General features: G+C 34.8%; 14 protein-coding genes. 5 read left to right on the top strand and 9 right to left on the bottom strand.

Annotated elements, in window-relative coordinates:
* Nucleotides 1–7: 7 nt before the first annotated feature.
* The 3 genes from V7P73_RS03705 to tsaD all read right to left on the bottom strand — a co-directional run bounded on the left by V7P73_RS03705 (nt 8) and on the right by tsaD (nt 2,689).
* On the bottom strand, nt 8–889 hold the full coding sequence (locus tag V7P73_RS03705; RefSeq protein WP_333851617.1) for a DUF808 domain-containing protein: 882 nt from the start codon (nt 887–889) through the stop codon (nt 8–10).
* Between the two features lie 74 nt (nt 890–963).
* Complete coding sequence (locus tag V7P73_RS03710; protein ID WP_333851618.1) at nt 964–1,380, bottom strand: hypothetical protein; 417 nt, start codon at nt 1,378–1,380, stop codon at nt 964–966.
* Between the two features lie 292 nt (nt 1,381–1,672).
* Entirely contained in the window at nt 1,673–2,689 is a 1,017-nt protein-coding gene (gene tsaD, locus V7P73_RS03715; RefSeq protein WP_333851619.1) for a tRNA (adenosine(37)-N6)-threonylcarbamoyltransferase complex transferase subunit TsaD, read from the bottom strand.
* A 5-nt stretch (nt 2,690–2,694) separates the two neighbouring features.
* On the opposite strand from tsaD, the gene V7P73_RS03720 reads away from it, so the two are divergent.
* From V7P73_RS03720 to V7P73_RS03730, 3 genes are all read left to right on the top strand, one after another.
* Nucleotides 2,695–7,356, top strand: a complete 4,662-nt coding sequence (locus V7P73_RS03720; protein WP_333851620.1) for a translocation/assembly module TamB domain-containing protein — start codon at nt 2,695–2,697, stop codon at nt 7,354–7,356.
* A gap of 129 nt (nt 7,357–7,485) precedes the next feature.
* Nucleotides 7,486–7,956: an Lrp/AsnC family transcriptional regulator gene (locus V7P73_RS03725; RefSeq protein ID WP_089871628.1), complete on the top strand. Its 471-nt coding sequence runs from the start codon at nt 7,486–7,488 to the stop codon at nt 7,954–7,956.
* Between the two features lie 66 nt (nt 7,957–8,022).
* A complete protein-coding gene (locus V7P73_RS03730) occupies nt 8,023–8,394 on the top strand; it encodes a hypothetical protein (RefSeq protein WP_333851621.1) in 372 nt (123 codons plus the stop codon).
* 297 nt (nt 8,395–8,691) lie between these two features.
* On the opposite strand, the gene V7P73_RS03735 is transcribed toward V7P73_RS03730, so the two are convergent.
* The 4 genes from V7P73_RS03735 to V7P73_RS03750 all read right to left on the bottom strand — a co-directional run bounded on the left by V7P73_RS03735 (nt 8,692) and on the right by V7P73_RS03750 (nt 12,901).
* The gene (locus tag V7P73_RS03735) at nt 8,692–10,152 is read right to left on the bottom strand and encodes a tetratricopeptide repeat protein (RefSeq protein WP_333851622.1); all 1,461 of its coding nucleotides are present in this window, start codon (nt 10,150–10,152) and stop codon (nt 8,692–8,694) included.
* Between the two features lie 105 nt (nt 10,153–10,257).
* Nucleotides 10,258–10,833, bottom strand: a complete 576-nt coding sequence (locus tag V7P73_RS03740; RefSeq protein WP_333851623.1) for an acyl carrier protein phosphodiesterase — start codon at nt 10,831–10,833, stop codon at nt 10,258–10,260.
* A 183-nt stretch (nt 10,834–11,016) separates the two neighbouring features.
* The gene (gene radA / locus V7P73_RS03745) at nt 11,017–12,360 is read right to left on the bottom strand and encodes a DNA repair protein RadA (protein ID WP_333851624.1); all 1,344 of its coding nucleotides are present in this window, start codon (nt 12,358–12,360) and stop codon (nt 11,017–11,019) included.
* Nucleotide 12,361: 1 nt separating this feature from the next.
* Nucleotides 12,362–12,901 (bottom strand): hypothetical protein, encoded by a 540-nt coding sequence (locus V7P73_RS03750; protein WP_333851625.1) that lies wholly within the window; start codon nt 12,899–12,901, stop codon nt 12,362–12,364.
* Nucleotides 12,902–13,039: 138 nt separating this feature from the next.
* Between V7P73_RS03750 and V7P73_RS03755 the strand changes: the two genes are divergently transcribed.
* Complete coding sequence (locus V7P73_RS03755) at nt 13,040–13,540, top strand: FKBP-type peptidyl-prolyl cis-trans isomerase (RefSeq protein WP_333851626.1); 501 nt, start codon at nt 13,040–13,042, stop codon at nt 13,538–13,540.
* A 61-nt stretch (nt 13,541–13,601) separates the two neighbouring features.
* Here V7P73_RS03755 and V7P73_RS03760 read toward each other — a convergent pair whose 3' ends face one another.
* Nucleotides 13,602–15,041 (bottom strand): aminoacyl-histidine dipeptidase, encoded by a 1,440-nt coding sequence (locus V7P73_RS03760; protein WP_333851627.1) that lies wholly within the window; start codon nt 15,039–15,041, stop codon nt 13,602–13,604.
* 139 nt (nt 15,042–15,180) lie between these two features.
* Here V7P73_RS03760 and V7P73_RS03765 point away from each other — a divergent pair, with 139 nt between their 5' ends.
* Nucleotides 15,181–15,696, top strand: a complete 516-nt coding sequence (locus V7P73_RS03765) for an FUSC family protein (RefSeq protein WP_333851628.1) — start codon at nt 15,181–15,183, stop codon at nt 15,694–15,696.
* A 207-nt stretch (nt 15,697–15,903) separates the two neighbouring features.
* Here V7P73_RS03765 and ahcY read toward each other — a convergent pair whose 3' ends face one another.
* Nucleotides 15,904–17,217 carry an adenosylhomocysteinase gene (gene ahcY, locus V7P73_RS03770; RefSeq protein ID WP_333851629.1) on the bottom strand — a complete coding sequence of 438 codons (1,314 nt, stop codon included), beginning with the start codon at nt 17,215–17,217 and terminating at the stop codon, nt 15,904–15,906.
* Nucleotides 17,218–17,293 lie beyond the last annotated feature (76 nt).

Consider the following 17,293-nt stretch of genomic DNA (forward strand, 5'->3'; position numbering starts at 1 on the left):
CAACAATTTAACGATTATTCGGTTTTACAAATTTATAAATCTTCTTGAAAACCAGCATTACCAATACCGCAGCTAGCCCAAAAACAATCCCTAATCCGAATTTCGAAAAGATATTTTCTGGAAGCAAATGATGAATATAATCGATATTATGAAGGAAAATTTCGCCAGAAACCAATAACAAAGCGATAGTTCCAACAACGCCAAGAATTTTAATGACGATTGGTAAAGCCTTAATCAAAACCTGTCCAAGACTGGAGAAAAAGCCTTTGTTTCCAGATTTTTTCATTAGGAAAAATCCTGCGTCATCCATTCTTACAATCAAAGCTACAATTCCGTAAACGCCTACTGTTGCTATGATTGCTACGAACGAAACGCTCAAGATTTGTGTCAAAAGTGGATGTTGTTTTTCGATTACTGTTCCCAATGCAATGATGACAATTTCCAGAGAAAGGATGAAGTCAGTTTTGATGGCAGAACTGATTTTCGATTTTTCAGAGTTCTCATCTTCTTCAGGCAAAGTGCTTTCTTCTACAACCTCGTGTCCTTTTTTGTTTCTGTGGAAAAGAAATTCGATGATTTTCTCAACACCTTCGTACGCCAGATAAATCCCACCAAGAATCAAAATATAAGTGATTGCAGGCTCATAAAGCCACTTTAGCAAAAATATAAAAGGTATGATAATTACCTTGTTGATGAAAGAACCTTTGGTAATGGCCCAAAGAACAGGGATTTCTCGTGATGAAAGGAAACCTGTTGCTTTTTCCGCATTCACGGCAAGGTCGTCGCCGAGGATTCCGGCTGTTTTTTTAGTTGCTAATTTGCTGGTAACTGCGATATCGTCCATCAGCGCGCCGATATCGTCTAAGATTGCAAAGAATCCTGAAGCCATAACTTTTTATTTTGATACAAAAATAAGTTTTAAACTTTAAAATTCAATGGTTAAAATGGAAGTGCGAATTATTTTTATTTGATGTTTTGAAACGCAATTTCATTCTCGCTGATGAAAGCCACGCCGGTTTTAATCGTTGTGTAGATATCTGTGTCGCATTCCCGCAAAGAACACATATAGACTTCCTCAACCCAAGTATTGTTGATGAAAATCAAATTAAGGTATTCCTGTTTTTTCAAATTGTTTTTGATGGAAAGATAATCGCCTTCTTTTGGCTCATAAGCAAAGCTGAAAACATTTTCAGAATTGATGGTTTCCAAAATTTCCTCTTTGATATCCTGAAGATAACCTGTCTCCGAACTAATTAAGTCAAAATCCTCAGATTCTACCGAAGCTTCAGTTTTGCCTGTAATAGTTTCTAAAATCCAGTAAAATTTAGATTTTTTTTTGGCTTGTTTTTCTAGGATTTTTTCTTCTAGTAGTAGTTTCATAGGGATTTATTTGGATATAAAGTTCTTATTAATTTATGATGTAAGAACATCAATCTAAATATTCTTAATCAAACAAAAATTATTTTTGAAACATTAAAATTAGACCACTTAAAATTAAGATTGCTACTATTCCCCAAAAACTTCTTATTTCTGTAGGAATATAAAAGTCGTCTCTCTTATTATTTTTGTAAAAGTATTTTTTTTCAATTTGCAAATAGATTAATAATAGACCTACAAGCTCTAATAATATTCCCCCAAAAATCATTTTATTATATTTTGAACAGGATAATTCTTACAAATCATACTTCGCAGTAGCCGTTGTTCTAATATCCGTAAACTCGCCACGTTCGTATTTTAGTTTGGCAACCATTGCAATCATTGCGGCATTATCTGTTGTGTATTCAAATTTTGGGATGAAGATGTTCCAACCGAGTTTTTCACGATTGTCTTCCATTGCTTTTCTAAGACCGGAATTGGCAGAAACACCGCCAGCAATAGCAATATCTTTGATGTTAAGTTCTTTCGCAGCTTTTTCCAATTTGTCCATCAATATTTCAATGATTGATTTTTGGACAGAAGCACAAAGGTCATTGATATTATCCTTAATGAAATCCGGATTCTTTCTCACTTCTTTCTGAATAAAATATAAAACCGAAGTTTTAATTCCACTAAAAGAATAATCATAACTTTCCATTCTCGGTTTATTGAATTTGAAAGCGTCAGGATTTCCTTCTTTTGCTAATCTATCCACAATTGGTCCGGCAGGATAATCGAGATCGAAGATTTTTCCGATTTTGTCAAACGCTTCGCCCGCAGCATCGTCAATGGTTTTTCCGATAATTTCCATTTCGAAATAATCCTTAACCAAAACAATCATCGTATGACCACCTGAAACTGTCAAACATAAAAACGGAAATGTAGGCGGCGTAGGATTGGCATCATCAATAAAATGTGCCAAAATATGAGCCTGCAAGTGATTCACCTCTATCAACGGAACGTCCAAACTCATTGCCAAAGATTTGGCAAAAGAGGTTCCCACCAAGAGCGAACCCAAAAGTCCAGGACCTCGTGTGAAACCAATCGCACAAATCTCATTTTGTTGTATATTTGCTTTTGAGAATGCTTTTTCTACGACAGGAATGATGTTTTGCTGATGTGCTCTGGAAGCCAACTCGGGAACAACGCCACCATATTCGTTATGGATTTCCTGATTGGCAGCTACATTGGAAAGGATTTTGCTACCGCTGATAACGGCTGCAGAAGTGTCGTCACAAGAAGATTCTATACCTAAAATAATTGATGCACTCATAATAGATGGCAAAGTTAGAAAATAAAAATACAAATAACGAAGAACCACATATTGACAAAACTGTCAGCAAGAAAAAACGACCTCTTTTTCTAAGAATTCTCAGCACCGTTTCCTATAGTATTATTGCTTTGGTTGCTTTGATTCTGATTATCATTAATCTTCCTATTACCAAACGTTATATCGCCAATCAAGCTATCGATTTTCTGAACAAAGACCTGAAAATGGGAATGTCTATACAAGATATTGATGTTAATTTTTTGGGTGATGTCACGATAAAAGGATTGACACTGAAGGATTATAAAAATTATGAATTTGTAAAAGCAAAAGAGATGCAAGTAAAATCAGATTGGTTTGCTCTGGCTTTTAACACACGAGATATCAAATTCAACCAAGCGACAATCATTGAGCCAACCATCCGAGTCATTACTTACAGAGGCGACAGCATCAGTAATTTTATCCGATACGTAGATAATTTTGATGATGGAAAACCGCGTGACCCAAAAAGAAAACCCTTTAAAATGGGGATGAAATTCGATATCATCAACGGGATAGCAAGTATCGTCAATGAAAATAGTCCGGGAGAAGCAGGAAGATGGCTGGATGCAAGAAATGTCAACCTGAATGTCACTTCTCTAAAAGTAGAAGGTGCTGATGTTTTTGCGGATATCAGAAACTTCAATTTCATCACAAAACGCTACGGCAAAGAACATATTGTAGATACTTTTTCCACCAATTTTGAACTGACTAAAAAACATTTGAAGTTGGGGAATCTGACCTTCAATACCAATTATTCTCTTTTGCAAGGTGAAGCGATTCTTAATCTTGACCCGAAAACCAAATTTGCAGATTTTGGGAATAAAGTGAATTGGGATTTGAGAATGGTTCCGGGAAGCCAGATTAGTGGGTATGATTTGAGTTATTTCGTTCCGGATTGGGACAATTATACACCAATCAACATCTCAGGAACGATGACTGGACCGCTGAATGGTTTTACTTTGAATAATTTCTTAATCCGTTCGCAGGAAATCAATCTGAATACCAAAAAGATGACCATCTCAAGTGTTCTTGATAAGAAATTTTTCATTGAAAGTAAAGATGTTTCCGCCGATTTTACGTACAAAGGTTTGAAAGCCTCACTGCCGAAATTCATTGCTTCGAAGTTGGGAAATATTGCGGATGATTTTGGAAGGTTAAAATATAATGGTTCCGTCAAAGTGAATCCAAAACAGATTTTCGCCACCGGAAATGTCATTACAGGAATCGGACAGGCGAAAATGAAAGATTTCAATCTTGTTGATTATAGTACAAAACGTCCGAAATACAGAGGTTATGTAGATGTCAAAGATTTGAATGTAACAGCTTTGACGAAAAATAAACAGGTTGGCTTGATTTCAGGAAAATTCAATGTTCAAGGCGAAGTTTTTGATGTGAATACGATGTATGTGAAAACGACTTCGGATGTTAATCATATAGATTTGATGGGCAAAAGCCTTAATAATATTGAAATCGATGGTGTTCTGAACAAAAGAAGATTCACAGGGAATGTTAATGCCAACGATGCTAATGTCAAAGGGAATTTCAAAGGAATTGTGGACTTTAGTACCAAAAGATTGTTTGCAGATTTCGATGCTAATATCCAATATGTTAATTTGAAATATTTCGGGATTTCGGCTGGTGATACCAATTCTGTTAGCGGACATTTGGTTGGAAAAGTTTCTATGACTAACCTGAATGACCTTAATCTCGATACCAATATCAAAGGATTGACATTGAATTCAAGTTCTCAAAAATTGCAAATTCCGGATTCCAAACTCAAAGCTTTTTTTGAAAATGGGAATAGGATTGTTTCTGTTGATGCACCTGGAGCGGTTACAGGAAGAGTTTCCGGTAGGTTTGATTTGGAAGATATCGGAAAGATGGTGATGAACAGTTTCAACAAAATTTTGGTAGGCAATCCTCCGAAGAAAACATACAACGGACAGAATTTCGATTTCGATTTTGATGTGAAGCAAGGTTTGGTTTCTTTCTTTGTTCCAAATTTGGAATTACCGGATGGCGCAAAAGTCGCTGGAAGTTATATAGGTGCTACCAATGATTTGATTCTGAATGCTGATGCCGCTCAAATCAAATATGTGATGACCAGCAAAAAAGAACTTAGTGAAGCTGAGCTGTTTTTGGCAGAAACCGATGCGACATATCAGCCAGATCTTAGTAAAGTGAAAGATAGCGCGATGGTTGATAGTCTGAAGCTGAGAGTGAACACAGCAAATCTAGACCAACAGTTGCTTGCGACAATCAAAAGAGGGCAATACGGCAATAATGTTCTTCAGGATGTGAAGTTGACCGCTAATAATGAAAATTCGCAGGTTTTGCATATAGGAACGGTTTTCAAATTAGGAAGCTTGGAAGATGAAACGGCAAAAGAAATGAAAGAATATGCGGTAAACATTAACCAAACGACCAATGCTATTGGAGATTATGTATTGCGTTTTGAACCAACTACCGTTAAACTTAATGATGTTGCTTGGAGCGTAGATACGAGTCCGGAACTCAATCATTCGATTACATATAGAAAGAAAGAAAAAGATTTCATTGTAGAAAATCTCAGGATTCATTCTGATGAAAGTGAGCTTTTGGTCAAAACTGCAGATTTCAAATCCGGAAAAGAGTTCACGGCAGATGCAGAGGTGAAAAATCTTGATATATCGAAACTTCTCGCTTTTAGTAAAGATAAAAATGCACTGGATATCAAAGGAACTGCAAACGGAACTATCCAAATCAAGAAGTCTGGAAACAATTTGGAACCTTTGGTAGACCTTGATGTGAATGATATTTTTATGAATGGTAAAGCGATGGGTAACATCGAAACCAAAATCACAAAAAGTGAAAAACCAAATGTCTTTGATGTTAGTATTCAGGCTTTGTCATCAGATTTATTAGGACGTAATACTTTGGATGTAACAGGAACTGTAGATAATACAGGATCATCTATGATGCTTGCTCTTAATGCTAAAATGGATGAATTTGACCTTGGATTTGCACAACAATTTGTTAAACAAATTTTTGGAAACTTCCGAGGCAAAGCGACTGGAGACCTTAAAATTTCAGGCCCAGTGAATGATATAGATTACAGTGGTGATATTGCTTTGAAAGGATTTGGTTTGAAATTATTATTCACGGGTGTAGATTATTCTATGGATGACACAGTCATTAATCTCTCAAAAGGTTTAGCGGTACTTAACAACATTGGAATAAGAGACGGAAGAGAAAATTCTAAAGGAAATATTTCTGGTTCAATACAATTTGAAACTTTGTCTTCCTTAGGAATCAACTTAATTATGCATGCCGATAATCTTTTGGTTTTGAACTCAACGCAAGATGACAATGATCTTTTCTGGGGAAGAGTTACAGGGCAAGGCGATGTCTATGTGAGTGGGCCGGTTTCTGCATTGGAGATTTCTACACCTACTGATGGACTAAGAGTTTTGAATAATAGTACGTTCACATTCAACAGTGCTTCTACAGCCAATGTTGAGGAATTTAAAATATTAAGATTTTTGAAACGTGACGATTCTGGTCAGATCTCAATAGAAAAAAAGAAAAGATCTGGTGCTAATATGTTGATTGACTTTGATGTAACCATTGATAAAGGTTCTTTGGTGAATGTTTTGGTTGGAGATGATGTTGGGAATATCTCTGTGCGAGGAGATGCTCGTCATCTTAAATTTAAGATGGAACGGAGCGGGAATATCTTGATGGACGGAAGTTATACTGTAGATAACGGAACATTTGTTTCAAAAGCTATTTTGAACAGAACATTCCAGATCGCTAAAAACAGTAATATCCAATGGAATGGAAATCCGATGACTCCAGATTTAGATATTACTGCAAATTATACAAGAACTGTTACAAACGCCGGAGAATATCTAGGTATGTCTCTTACGCAACCTATTAATGTAGTTCTGTCTACTAAGATTACTGGAACACTTACAAAGCCTGATATTTCTTTTGGAGTTGCTGCCCCAGATGGTTCTTCACAAGTTAGAGAAACTCTGGCAACCAAAATGAGTACTGATGACGAAAGAATTATCCAGTTTGGATCTGTCTTGGTGCTTAATAATTTTAACGTTGTCAATTCGGGAGGTTTGAAAGTGGATGTATCCCAAACTGCAGTGAGTACAGGTTATAGTATGGCATTCAAACAATTGGGTTCTGTTCTTAATACTATTAGTAGTGCATTTCAGATTAATCTGGATTATATAAGTGGTGATGTGGGATCTAATACTTCAGACAGAGCAAATACCAGTGTAAGTTTGGCACTTTCTCCAAGATTAAAATTGAAAACTGGTCTTGGAGTTCCTATTGCAAGAACAGATAATGCTACCGCTAATTTCCTTTCAGCTGAAGGGATTGTAGAATATGACTGGAGTAGAAATAACAACGGAAGTAGATTGTTAAGAGCCTATTCCAAACCTTCTAATATTGGGCTTAATACGGCGACAGGAACAACTGCCGGAGCCAATCAAAGTTATGGTGTTGGTGTTGTCTATAGTAAGAGTTTCAATTCTTTCAAATATATCTTCAAAAGCCGAAAAAGGATAAAAAAGGACTCTGTTGACCTAGAACAAAATAAAATAGATTCTGTAAAAAACAAGCTAAATAAATGATAATTATCATAGTGAATATGAAGTTTTGTTAAAAGCTGTTAATCTTTTGATATTTCTTTTTATTTAAAATATTTTTTATAAATTTGCAAAAAAATTAGATATATTTTAAATAAATAATAAAATCATACAATGAACTATCAATTAGACGATATCGATAAAAAGATTCTGGATTTCTTAGTAGAAAACACTAGAATGCCTTTTACAGAAATTGCAAAACAAATGGATGTTTCTGCTGGGACAATACACGTAAGAGTTAAGAAAATGGAAGATGCGGGAATTATCTTGGGTTCATCTCTTAACATTGACTACGGTAAATTAGATTATAACTTCACAGCTTTTATCGGTATTTTGTTAACAAAATCAAACCATACACAAGAAGTTTTGAAGCAGTTAGCTTTGATCCCAAATGTTGTAGAAGCTAGCGTAACATCTGGAAAATATAACATCTTCTGCAAAATGAAAGCAAAAAATACTGAAGATGCTAAGAAAATCATTTATCAGATAGATGATATCCAAGATGTAATGAGAACAGAGAGTATGATCTCTATGGAGGAGTACATCAGCGATAAAAACCGCTTAATCAATGCGGTTAGTATATAGTTAGTTAATAGAAATTTCTATAAAGAAGAGCTTATTTATTAAGCTCTTTTTTTGTAATTTTATAATATGAATTCAGTGGATAAAAGTTTTAAAAATAACAAAGATTATTACCTTAGTTTTGGTCTTATATTATTGGTGTTTTTGTTAAGTGTAAATACCGATTTAGCAGAGTTTTCGCAACATCAATCACTTAATATTCCTTCAGGTTTTTTCTACTATACTTTTGGAGTTGATATTCTTGTAATTCTCAGTTGGATTCTCATTCTATTTTTCAGAAAAATAGGTGTTATACTTTTTCCTATTTTGATAATGTTGCATTTTGGACTGCATAACTATTTTTTGAGTACCTATCTGTATTCTGATATTACTGCCTTGTTTCTTTTTGTAGGAGTTGGTTTGATAGCAATTATTCCGAGATGGAATGATGCGATGAAATAAAATTATAAATGCTTATAAAAATAGAAAAGCTCTAGAATAATCTAGAGCGTTATCTTTTCTCAGCATCGACTAGATATTTTTTGGAAAAATCTGCTGATGGTATCTGTATTTAATATTAAAACAGATCTATGTTCATCTTGTGTGCCTTTAGAATCTAAGGGACGAATAAAGTGTTTAGTTTTGTGCTACAAAGATTATCATTTAACTTAATATTGACAAAAAACAAACTACTACATAACTACGCCAATTAAGTAATGTTTTGATAATGAGTTGTTTTTAATTTAAGTGTAGGCATTTTTAGAAATCCATCATCCATTTATTCAGATCAATTTCTGAAGAGATATCCAGTTGTTTTCTCAACCTATTTTTTCTGGTTTCCACACTTCTTACAGAAATATTGTTATAATGCGCAATTTCTTTTGTGGTGAAATTAAGTTTCAACAAAGCACAAAATTGAATTTGACCTGTAGTGAGTTCCGGATAATTAGTAATCAATTTATTATAGAAGAAAGGATAGATTTCTTTGAATCTGCTTAGAAATGATGAGTCGTTGCTTTTTGCCAATTCCAAAAGTTCTGCAAAAGCATCATTTACTTTAAGTTCCAAATGATTAAGTTCCTCTTCTTTTTCGATGAGATCATCCTCAATATTTTCCTTTTGCTCTTTTTCTTCTTTATAGCTTTTGAAATATTTAATTGTAAAAAAGAAAAATACAACCGCAAGAAAGATAATGCTTCCGATAAAGATATAGAGATTCTTATACCAATTTTTCTTTTCCTCCTCCAAAATGTTTTGAGAAACTTTGTCTGTTTCCATCTTTTCTTTCCTGCGAATAATTTCGCCAAGCTCGCGGGATTTTTTTGTGTAATAAGCATAAATTTTGTCTTCATCCATCTGTTCGTAGATCATACCAAGATCATCATAGATATACTGTAAGCGATAGATATCATTAGCTTTCTCAAAAATAGGTAGGGCTTGTTTGTAATAATGGATAGAACTGTCATTCTGCTTCATTTCCAAATAAGCATTCCCCAAACCGAATAAGCCAAATGCTTGATTGATAGAGTCATTCTCCTGTTTTCCCAATTCGTAGGCTTTTCTGCAATAATAAAGTGCCGGTTTGTAATCTTCCAGATCTATGTAAGTTATTCCTAAACTGGAGTATTGTGCTGAAAGCCAGTTATTACGTTTTGTTTTATTTTTAACTTTCTTATAATACTCGATGCTTTGTAGATCGTACTTCAGGGTTTTTTGCGGATCTGTATATTGTAGATTTAAGATTTCTGCTTTCCCGTTATAGATTTGTCCCAATGAACTGTAAAGCTCATCGTTATCTTTTATTTTTTTACTGAATTCTTCTGCTTCTTCGCTCGTTCTAATGGCTTTTTCAAAAAAACCTAGATAAGCATAAGCTATTGATTTTGCAATATAAGCTTGGGTACAATGGTAATTGTCGCCTTCTTTCTTGGCTATTTCATACAGTTTTTCAGCAGATTTTAAAGCTTTTTCTTGTTCTCCCAAACCAAGATAAGAACTGATGTCTGCTTTCAGAGATTTTGCTTTTCCTTGATAATAATCAATATCTGCGGAAATTTGGTAGGTTTTATTGCTGATTTTTAGAGCTTCGTTCCGATCGGCAATTTTAAAAGTTTTTGCAATTAACTGGTCTATCTGCTGAGGTGTATATTGCTGTGCATCTACTTCCGATATAAAGGGAAACAGAAGAGAAAGTATTAATAATTTTTTTTGTATATCCACAGCATCAAAGGCGACTACAAAAATATTAAAAAAACAAACATTATCACCAAAATAACAAAATTATTGAAGAATTCTAGAGGTTTTTGGTTGATTTATTAACTTTGGTTAAGTGCTGGAATTAAAATTAGCGTTACACTCGGATAAAATGTCTGGGAAAAATTGATTAAAATGAACTTGTAATACTTCTTTGTTTTTCATAAATGCATCAAAAACTGGAATATCTTTGTTTAGATATTTTGCTTTGTTCAAGACATTTTGCATACTGAATTTTATCCCCTGATCCGTTCTGTAATTGGTCAACCAATCATCTTGTTCCATCATTACAAGCATTTTTTTATAATTTTCGGGAAGCCATTTTTCATTTTCCCAAAGTATTTTATAAGCTTTTAGAGAATGATTTCTCAATTCCTTTTCTGCGTAATAATGAGCTACAAAATAATCAAAAGCAACATCTACAAATGCACCCGAATATAGTCTGACTAATGGACTGAAAATCTTCTTGGCTTCTGAAACAGCTGGATGAGTGTCTGTAAATGTATCAATAAACCGATGAAGTTTAATCCCTTCCTGAATTTCCAATGGAAAACTTTCTCGCTCATTATTTTTGATAAAGTCCGCAATCATATTCCCAACAAGTTGTCCGGTGGTGTAAGAAAGTATCGAGTGGGCGAGATAATTCAATTATAAAGGATGTTTGGTAAATTTACTTATTGCTAATATACTGAATAAAGAAAAACTAATTATTGTATAATAGTCATTTTCGAAATTATTTTGAAACCCATCATAAATGCTATACAGTAAACTTCCGATGGCAAGAATCAAAAAAAAATATTGGGTCCAAGTTTTCATGATTTGAAATTTTTATTAAAATAGTAACTCCACAAAATCCTCAATTTTACTGATTTCCTCAATTTTAATTCCAAATTTTTTCTTCGGAAGTTTGTTAAGATTGGAAATGAAAATTTTTTCATAACCCAATTTCTCTGCTTCGGTAATTCTTTGCTCTGCTTGTGCAATCGGACGGATTTCACCACTTAAGCCAATTTCTCCAGCGAAACAAAAGTGTTCAGAAATTGCAATGTCTTCATTACTAGATAGAATAGAAGCAACCACGGCCAAATCCAAAGCTGGATCATCTGTTTTAATTCCGCCTGTGATATTAAGGAAAACATCTTTTGCGCCGAGTTGGAAACCTGCTCTTTTTTCTAAAACTGCCAAAAGCATATTCAATCTTTTGGAATCAAAACCAGTCGAGCTTCTTTGTGGCGTTCCATAAACTGCGGTGGAAACCAAAGCTTGGATTTCCAATAACATCGGTCGATTGCCTTCCAAAGTTACTGCAACAGAATTTCCGGAAAGTTCTTCAGATTTTTTGGTGATGAGAATTTCAGATGGATTTTTAATTTCTTTTAAACCTTGTGAAATCATTTCGTAAATCCCGATTTCTGATGTAGAACCGAAACGGTTTTTATTGGCCCTAAGCAATCGGAAAAGATGATTTCTATCACCATCGAAATTCAGAACCACATCCACCATATGTTCCAAAACTTTTGGTCCCGCGATTTGTCCGTCTTTGGTAATATGACCAACCAAAAAAACAGGAATGTTATTTTCTTTGGCAAATTTGATGATTTCGTTAGAACATTCTCTGATTTGAGAAACCGTTCCGGGCGAACTTTCTATCAATTGCGATTGAAGCGTCTGGATAGAATCGATAATCATAAAATCAGGCATTAGTTTTTTAGCTTCGTGCAAGATTTTCTCAACATTAGTTTCAGTAAAAAGGAAACAATTCGGATTTTTGACTTCGGCTAGACGGTCGGCTCTCATTTTGATTTGTGACGCACTTTCTTCGCCCGAAACATAAAGAATTTTTTTCTTCATTTTCAAAGCCAATTGAAGAAGCAGAGTCGATTTTCCAATTCCGGGTTCACCACCAATTAATGTTACAGAGCCTAAAACAATTCCGCCACCCAAAACTCGGTCCAATTCTTCAGAAGGTGTTTTGATTCTTGGCTCTTCATTAGTTTCAACTTCTATAATGTTGATGATTGAAGATTTAGATTTTGCAACGACAGATTTTGTAGATTTTTCTACAATTTCTTCCACAAGTGTATTCCATTCTCCACAGGTTTTACATTGCCCGTGCCATTGGGAATACTGTGCACCACAGTTCTGACAGAAATATTGAGTTTTGAGTTTTGCCATTTTAATTGATAGGTAAAAATTCTAATTCAGTAATTTTTTCTTTTTTACATTTATTTTCAATTTTTCGAAATGAATCTTTGTTTTCGATAGGAGTCATAAGATAAGATTCATTATTAATTTTAAATAGAGCAATTTGATTGTTTAAATCGTATCCGGTTGCCTTGATTTGAAGAATTTGGTTCTTATTTTTAGAAAAATTAATGAAAAACTTGTTAGTACTATTAATATCTTCCCTGATATCATACTTAATGAATTCAGGTTCTATTTGATGTCGAATCTCTACAGTTTCTGGTTGTGTTTTCCAATCAATAAAAAAAGTATTACCATCACACGGTTGATAAATTAAGTATCCTTTCTTATCTTTCTTTATTTCAATCCATTGTTGAGGAATATTCTTATTTGCCCAATCTTTTTCAAAAGGTTTTATTGATGTTTTTGGATTTGTTTCGATAATGTTTTGCTTTCCTTTTTGTTGACAATTTATTGCAATTGAAAAGCAAAATAGTGTGACCGATATGATGGTTGTTTTGAGTTTTGCCATTCTGCTAAGTTCTAGAAAATTTTGGAAAATAAAAAATTAGAATTGCTTTAAAAAGAGGATTAACGTTTTATTTTGAAAAGAGTACATTTGCCATTCATATACATACTGATATTATCAGATAATTTAAATTTTTTAAAAATGGCATTAGACAAAAATCACGTAGTAACTTTGAAATATGTTCTACATACTAATGATGAAGCAGGAGAAAAAGTATTTGTAGAAGAGACTTCTGCAGAAAACCCAATGACGTTTCTTTACGGCGTAGGAATGATGATTCCGAAATTTGAACAAGAAATTCAGAACTTAAATATTGGCGAAACAACATCTTTCACGATCGAACCAAGCGAAGGTTACGGAGAAAGAGATCCTCAAGCTGTTACTCAGTTGCCTGTTGATATGTTCCAAGGACAAGAATTGCCTCCAGTTGGAGCGGTTTTACCATTGTCTGACAATCAAGGGAATAATTTCCAAGCTGTGGTTGTAGAAGTTACTCCAGAAGCTGTGGTTGTAGACCTTAATCATCCAATGGCTGGAAGACCTTTGCATTTTGATGTTGAGATTTTGAACACTCGTCCTGCAACGGAAGAAGAATTGGCGCACGGTCACGCGCACGGTGCTGATGGACATGCTGGTCACTAGGTTTATGATTTTAAATAAAAAATGCTCGTCTAATTAGATGAGCATTTTTTGTTGGTATAAGTTATTTTTTAGGAATATTTTTCAGAATCTCCTGAGTATATTTCCAGAATTTTTGAACAGATTGTATATTGGCTCTTTCGTCTGGCGAATGAGCACCTTTGATGGTTGGTCCAAAAGAAACCATTTCCATTTTTGGATAATTGGCACCAATGATTCCACATTCTAATCCTGCGTGGCAAGCAACGACTAAAGGTTTTTCTCCGAAATTGTTCTCATAAAGTTCAGTCATTACTTTGATGATTTCTGCTTCAGGTTTTGGTTTCCAGCCCGGATAAGAACCTCCGAATTCTGTTTTCAAAGAATTACTTTCGAAAGCAGATTTCAATTGATTTGCAACTTCCCATTTTGTAGATTCTACGGAAGAACGCGTCAAGTTTAATATTTTGATTTCTCCATTTTTCAATTCCACTCTTGCAACATTGTTAGACGCTTCTACCAAGCCTTCCACATCCGGACTCATTCGGAAAACGCCGTTGTGAGCAGCATTGATTGCATAAACTATTTTTTTAGAATCTACAACAGAAATTGCTTTTTCTGATGAATCTAATTTCTCGATATGGATAACTAAATCTTTTTCTAATGAAGCAAATTCCTCAAGAATTTCAGATTTAAGTTTTTCACATTTTTCTGAAAAATCTTGCGAATTATCTACTGAAAATACTGCTTTAGCTTCTCTAGGGATTGCATTTCTCAAACTTCCACCATCGATAGAAATTAACTGAATTTGATTATCTAATCCTAAAAACAGCAATCTTCCTAACAATTTGTTAGAATTTCCAAGACCTTTGATGATATCCATTCCAGAATGTCCGCCTTGCAAACCTTTGATTTCGATTTTGAAAGTTTCGCCTTTAGCCTCTTCCAAATCGAATTTTGCAGAAGCCGTCACATCCACACCACCAGCACAGCCGATATCAATTTCGTCATCTTCTTCTGTATCAAGATTTAAAAGGATTTGACCTTTCAATTGTTCAGGTTTCAAAGCTAAAGCGCCAGTCATTCCGGTTTCTTCATCAATTGTGAAAAGTGCTTCCAAATCTGGATGTGCAATGTCATTACTTTCTAAAATGGACATAATCGTTGCAACGCCCAAACCGTTGTCCGCGCCCAAAGTTGTTCCTTTTGCTCTTACCCAATCTCCATCTACATACATTTGGATTCCTTGAGTTTCGAAATCAAAATCTACATCGTTGTTTTTTTGACAAACCATATCAAGGTGGGATTGCATCACGATTGGCGTTCTGTTTTCCATTCCAACAGTTGCAGGTTTTGTGATGATGACATTTCCAACTTCGTCAACGGTTGTTGGTAATCCAAGATTCTCCCCGAATTCTTTTATGAATTTTATAACTTTTTCTTCTTTTTTTGATGGTCTGGGAACCGAATTCAGTGCTTCGAAATTCTTCCAAATCACTTTTGGTTCCAGTTGTGAATATTCCATTTTTTTTGAAATTTTTTGATGTTGCAATTTACTAATTATGAAAGGAAAATGAAATCTTTATGACATAAATAATGCTTCTGGAATCTTTGTTTCGTTTTTTGTTTTATAATTTTGAAGTTTCATTTCTAGCAAGATTTTAATGGCGAATTTTATACAACAGTTTTCCAAATTTTTAAGATTAAGAGTCTCTATTTCCGAATGGATTTATCTCGTGAAATGCGTGATAGGCGCATCTATTTGTTATCTGTTTTATATTTTTCTTTCGCAATATCCAGTTTATTGGGCGTTGATTTCTGTTGTGATTGTTTTTTCGCCCGATAATAGCAACAAATTAGCTTACGACAGAATCAAGTCCAATCTTCTCGGTGCTTCTATCGGAATGATTTTATTTCTGATTCCGATTCCTAATATTTTATTGATTTGTATAGGTGTGGCTTTGACGATTCTTGTAGGAATTGCTTTGAGGTTGGATAATACGCTTCGTTCTGCTCTCGCAGCTATGGTAATTGTTTTGATTGAGGAAAATCAGGCGCACGATTGGCTGATTCCGATTGAGCGTGTGATTTGTGTTTGTATCGGATGTTTTGTAGCGCTGATTATCACTTTTGTTTTTTCGAAATTCAAGACTTATGGTCAATCTTTTCTGAAACATTGATAAAATGTACAAAATCTCTAGCCCCGATAGTAGCGGCATCCTTTTTTGCCATTGCGGTGAAAAGTTCTAAAGATTGCTTCATTTCGTTCGCAATGACAAAAAAGATATAGCGGATAGCGGGATCAAGCTCCTAACAAAAAAAACTCTCCAAAAATTGGAGAGTTTCTATAATGTTAAGATCCTTCGACAAGCTCAGGATGACAATTCTTAATATCTGTAATACTCAGGTTTGAAAGGTCCTTCAACAGAAACACCGATATAATCAGCTTGTTCTGGAGAAAGCGTTTCCAATTCTACACTCAATTTCTTAAGGTGAAGAGCTGCTACTTTTTCGTCAAGATGTTTTGGCAACATGTAAACTTCGTTTCCGTAAGCTTCTGAATTGTTCCAAAGTTCGATTTGAGCCAAAGTCTGGTTAGAGAAAGAGTTAGACATCACGAAAGATGGGTGACCAGTTGCACAACCAAGGTTTACCAAACGACCTTCAGCAAGAATGATAACTTCTTTACCTTCAATTGTATAGATGTCCACCTGAGGTTTAACTTCAGATTTTGTGTGACCGTAGTTTTCGTTCAACCAAGCCATATCGATTTCGTTATCGAAGTGACCGATGTTACAAACGATTGCTTTATCTTTCATCTTAAGGAAATGCTCTTTTCTTACGATGTTGAAGTTACCAGTAGTTGTGATTACGATATCTGCGTTATCAACAACAGTATCCAATCTTTTTACTTCGTAACCGTCCATCGCCGCTTGAAGCGCACAAATTGGGTCAATTTCGGTAACTGTAACGATAGAACCAGCGCCTCTGAACGATGCAGCAGTTCCTTTTCCAACGTCTCCATATCCGCAAACTACCACTCTTTTTCCTGCCAACATTACGTCTGTCGCTCTTCTTACAGCATCTACTGCAGATTCTTTACAACCGTATTTGTTATCGAATTTAGACTTGGTAACTGAATCATTTACGTTGATTGCAGGCATTACCAAAGTTCCGTTTTTCATTCTTTCGTACAATCTGTGAACACCGGTTGTAGTTTCTTCAGAAAGCCCTTTGATATCTTTTGTAAATTCAGGGTATTTATCAAAAACCATATTGGTCAAATCTCCTCCATCATCCAAAATCATATTCAATGGCTTTCTGTCTTCGCCAAAGAAAAGAGTCTGCTCAATACACCAATCGAATTCTTCTTCGTTAAGACCTTTCCAAGCATAAACAGGAATTCCGGCAGCAGCAATGGCAGCAGCAGCGTGGTCCTGAGTAGAGAAAATGTTACAAGAAGACCAAGTTACTTCAGCACCTAGCGCTACCAAAGTTTCAATCAAAACTGCAGTCTGGATTGTCATATGCAGACATCCTGCGATTCTTGCACCTTTCAATGGTTGAGATGGTCCGTATTCTTCGCGGATTGCCATCAAACCTGGCATCTCAGCTTCAGCTAGAGTGATTTCTTTTCTTCCCCATTCTGCTAGAGAAATGTCCTTCACTTTGTAAGGAACGTATTGTGTTGTTGTACTCATATGTAATGAATCGTTTTTAATTCTGATTTTAAAATGCAAAATTACAATTAAAATATTAATAAATAAAACTTCTGAT

The sequence above is a fragment of the Epilithonimonas sp. genome, assembly GCF_036780765.1.
In the GTDB taxonomy this organism is placed as follows: Bacteria; Bacteroidota; Bacteroidia; order Flavobacteriales; family Weeksellaceae; genus Epilithonimonas.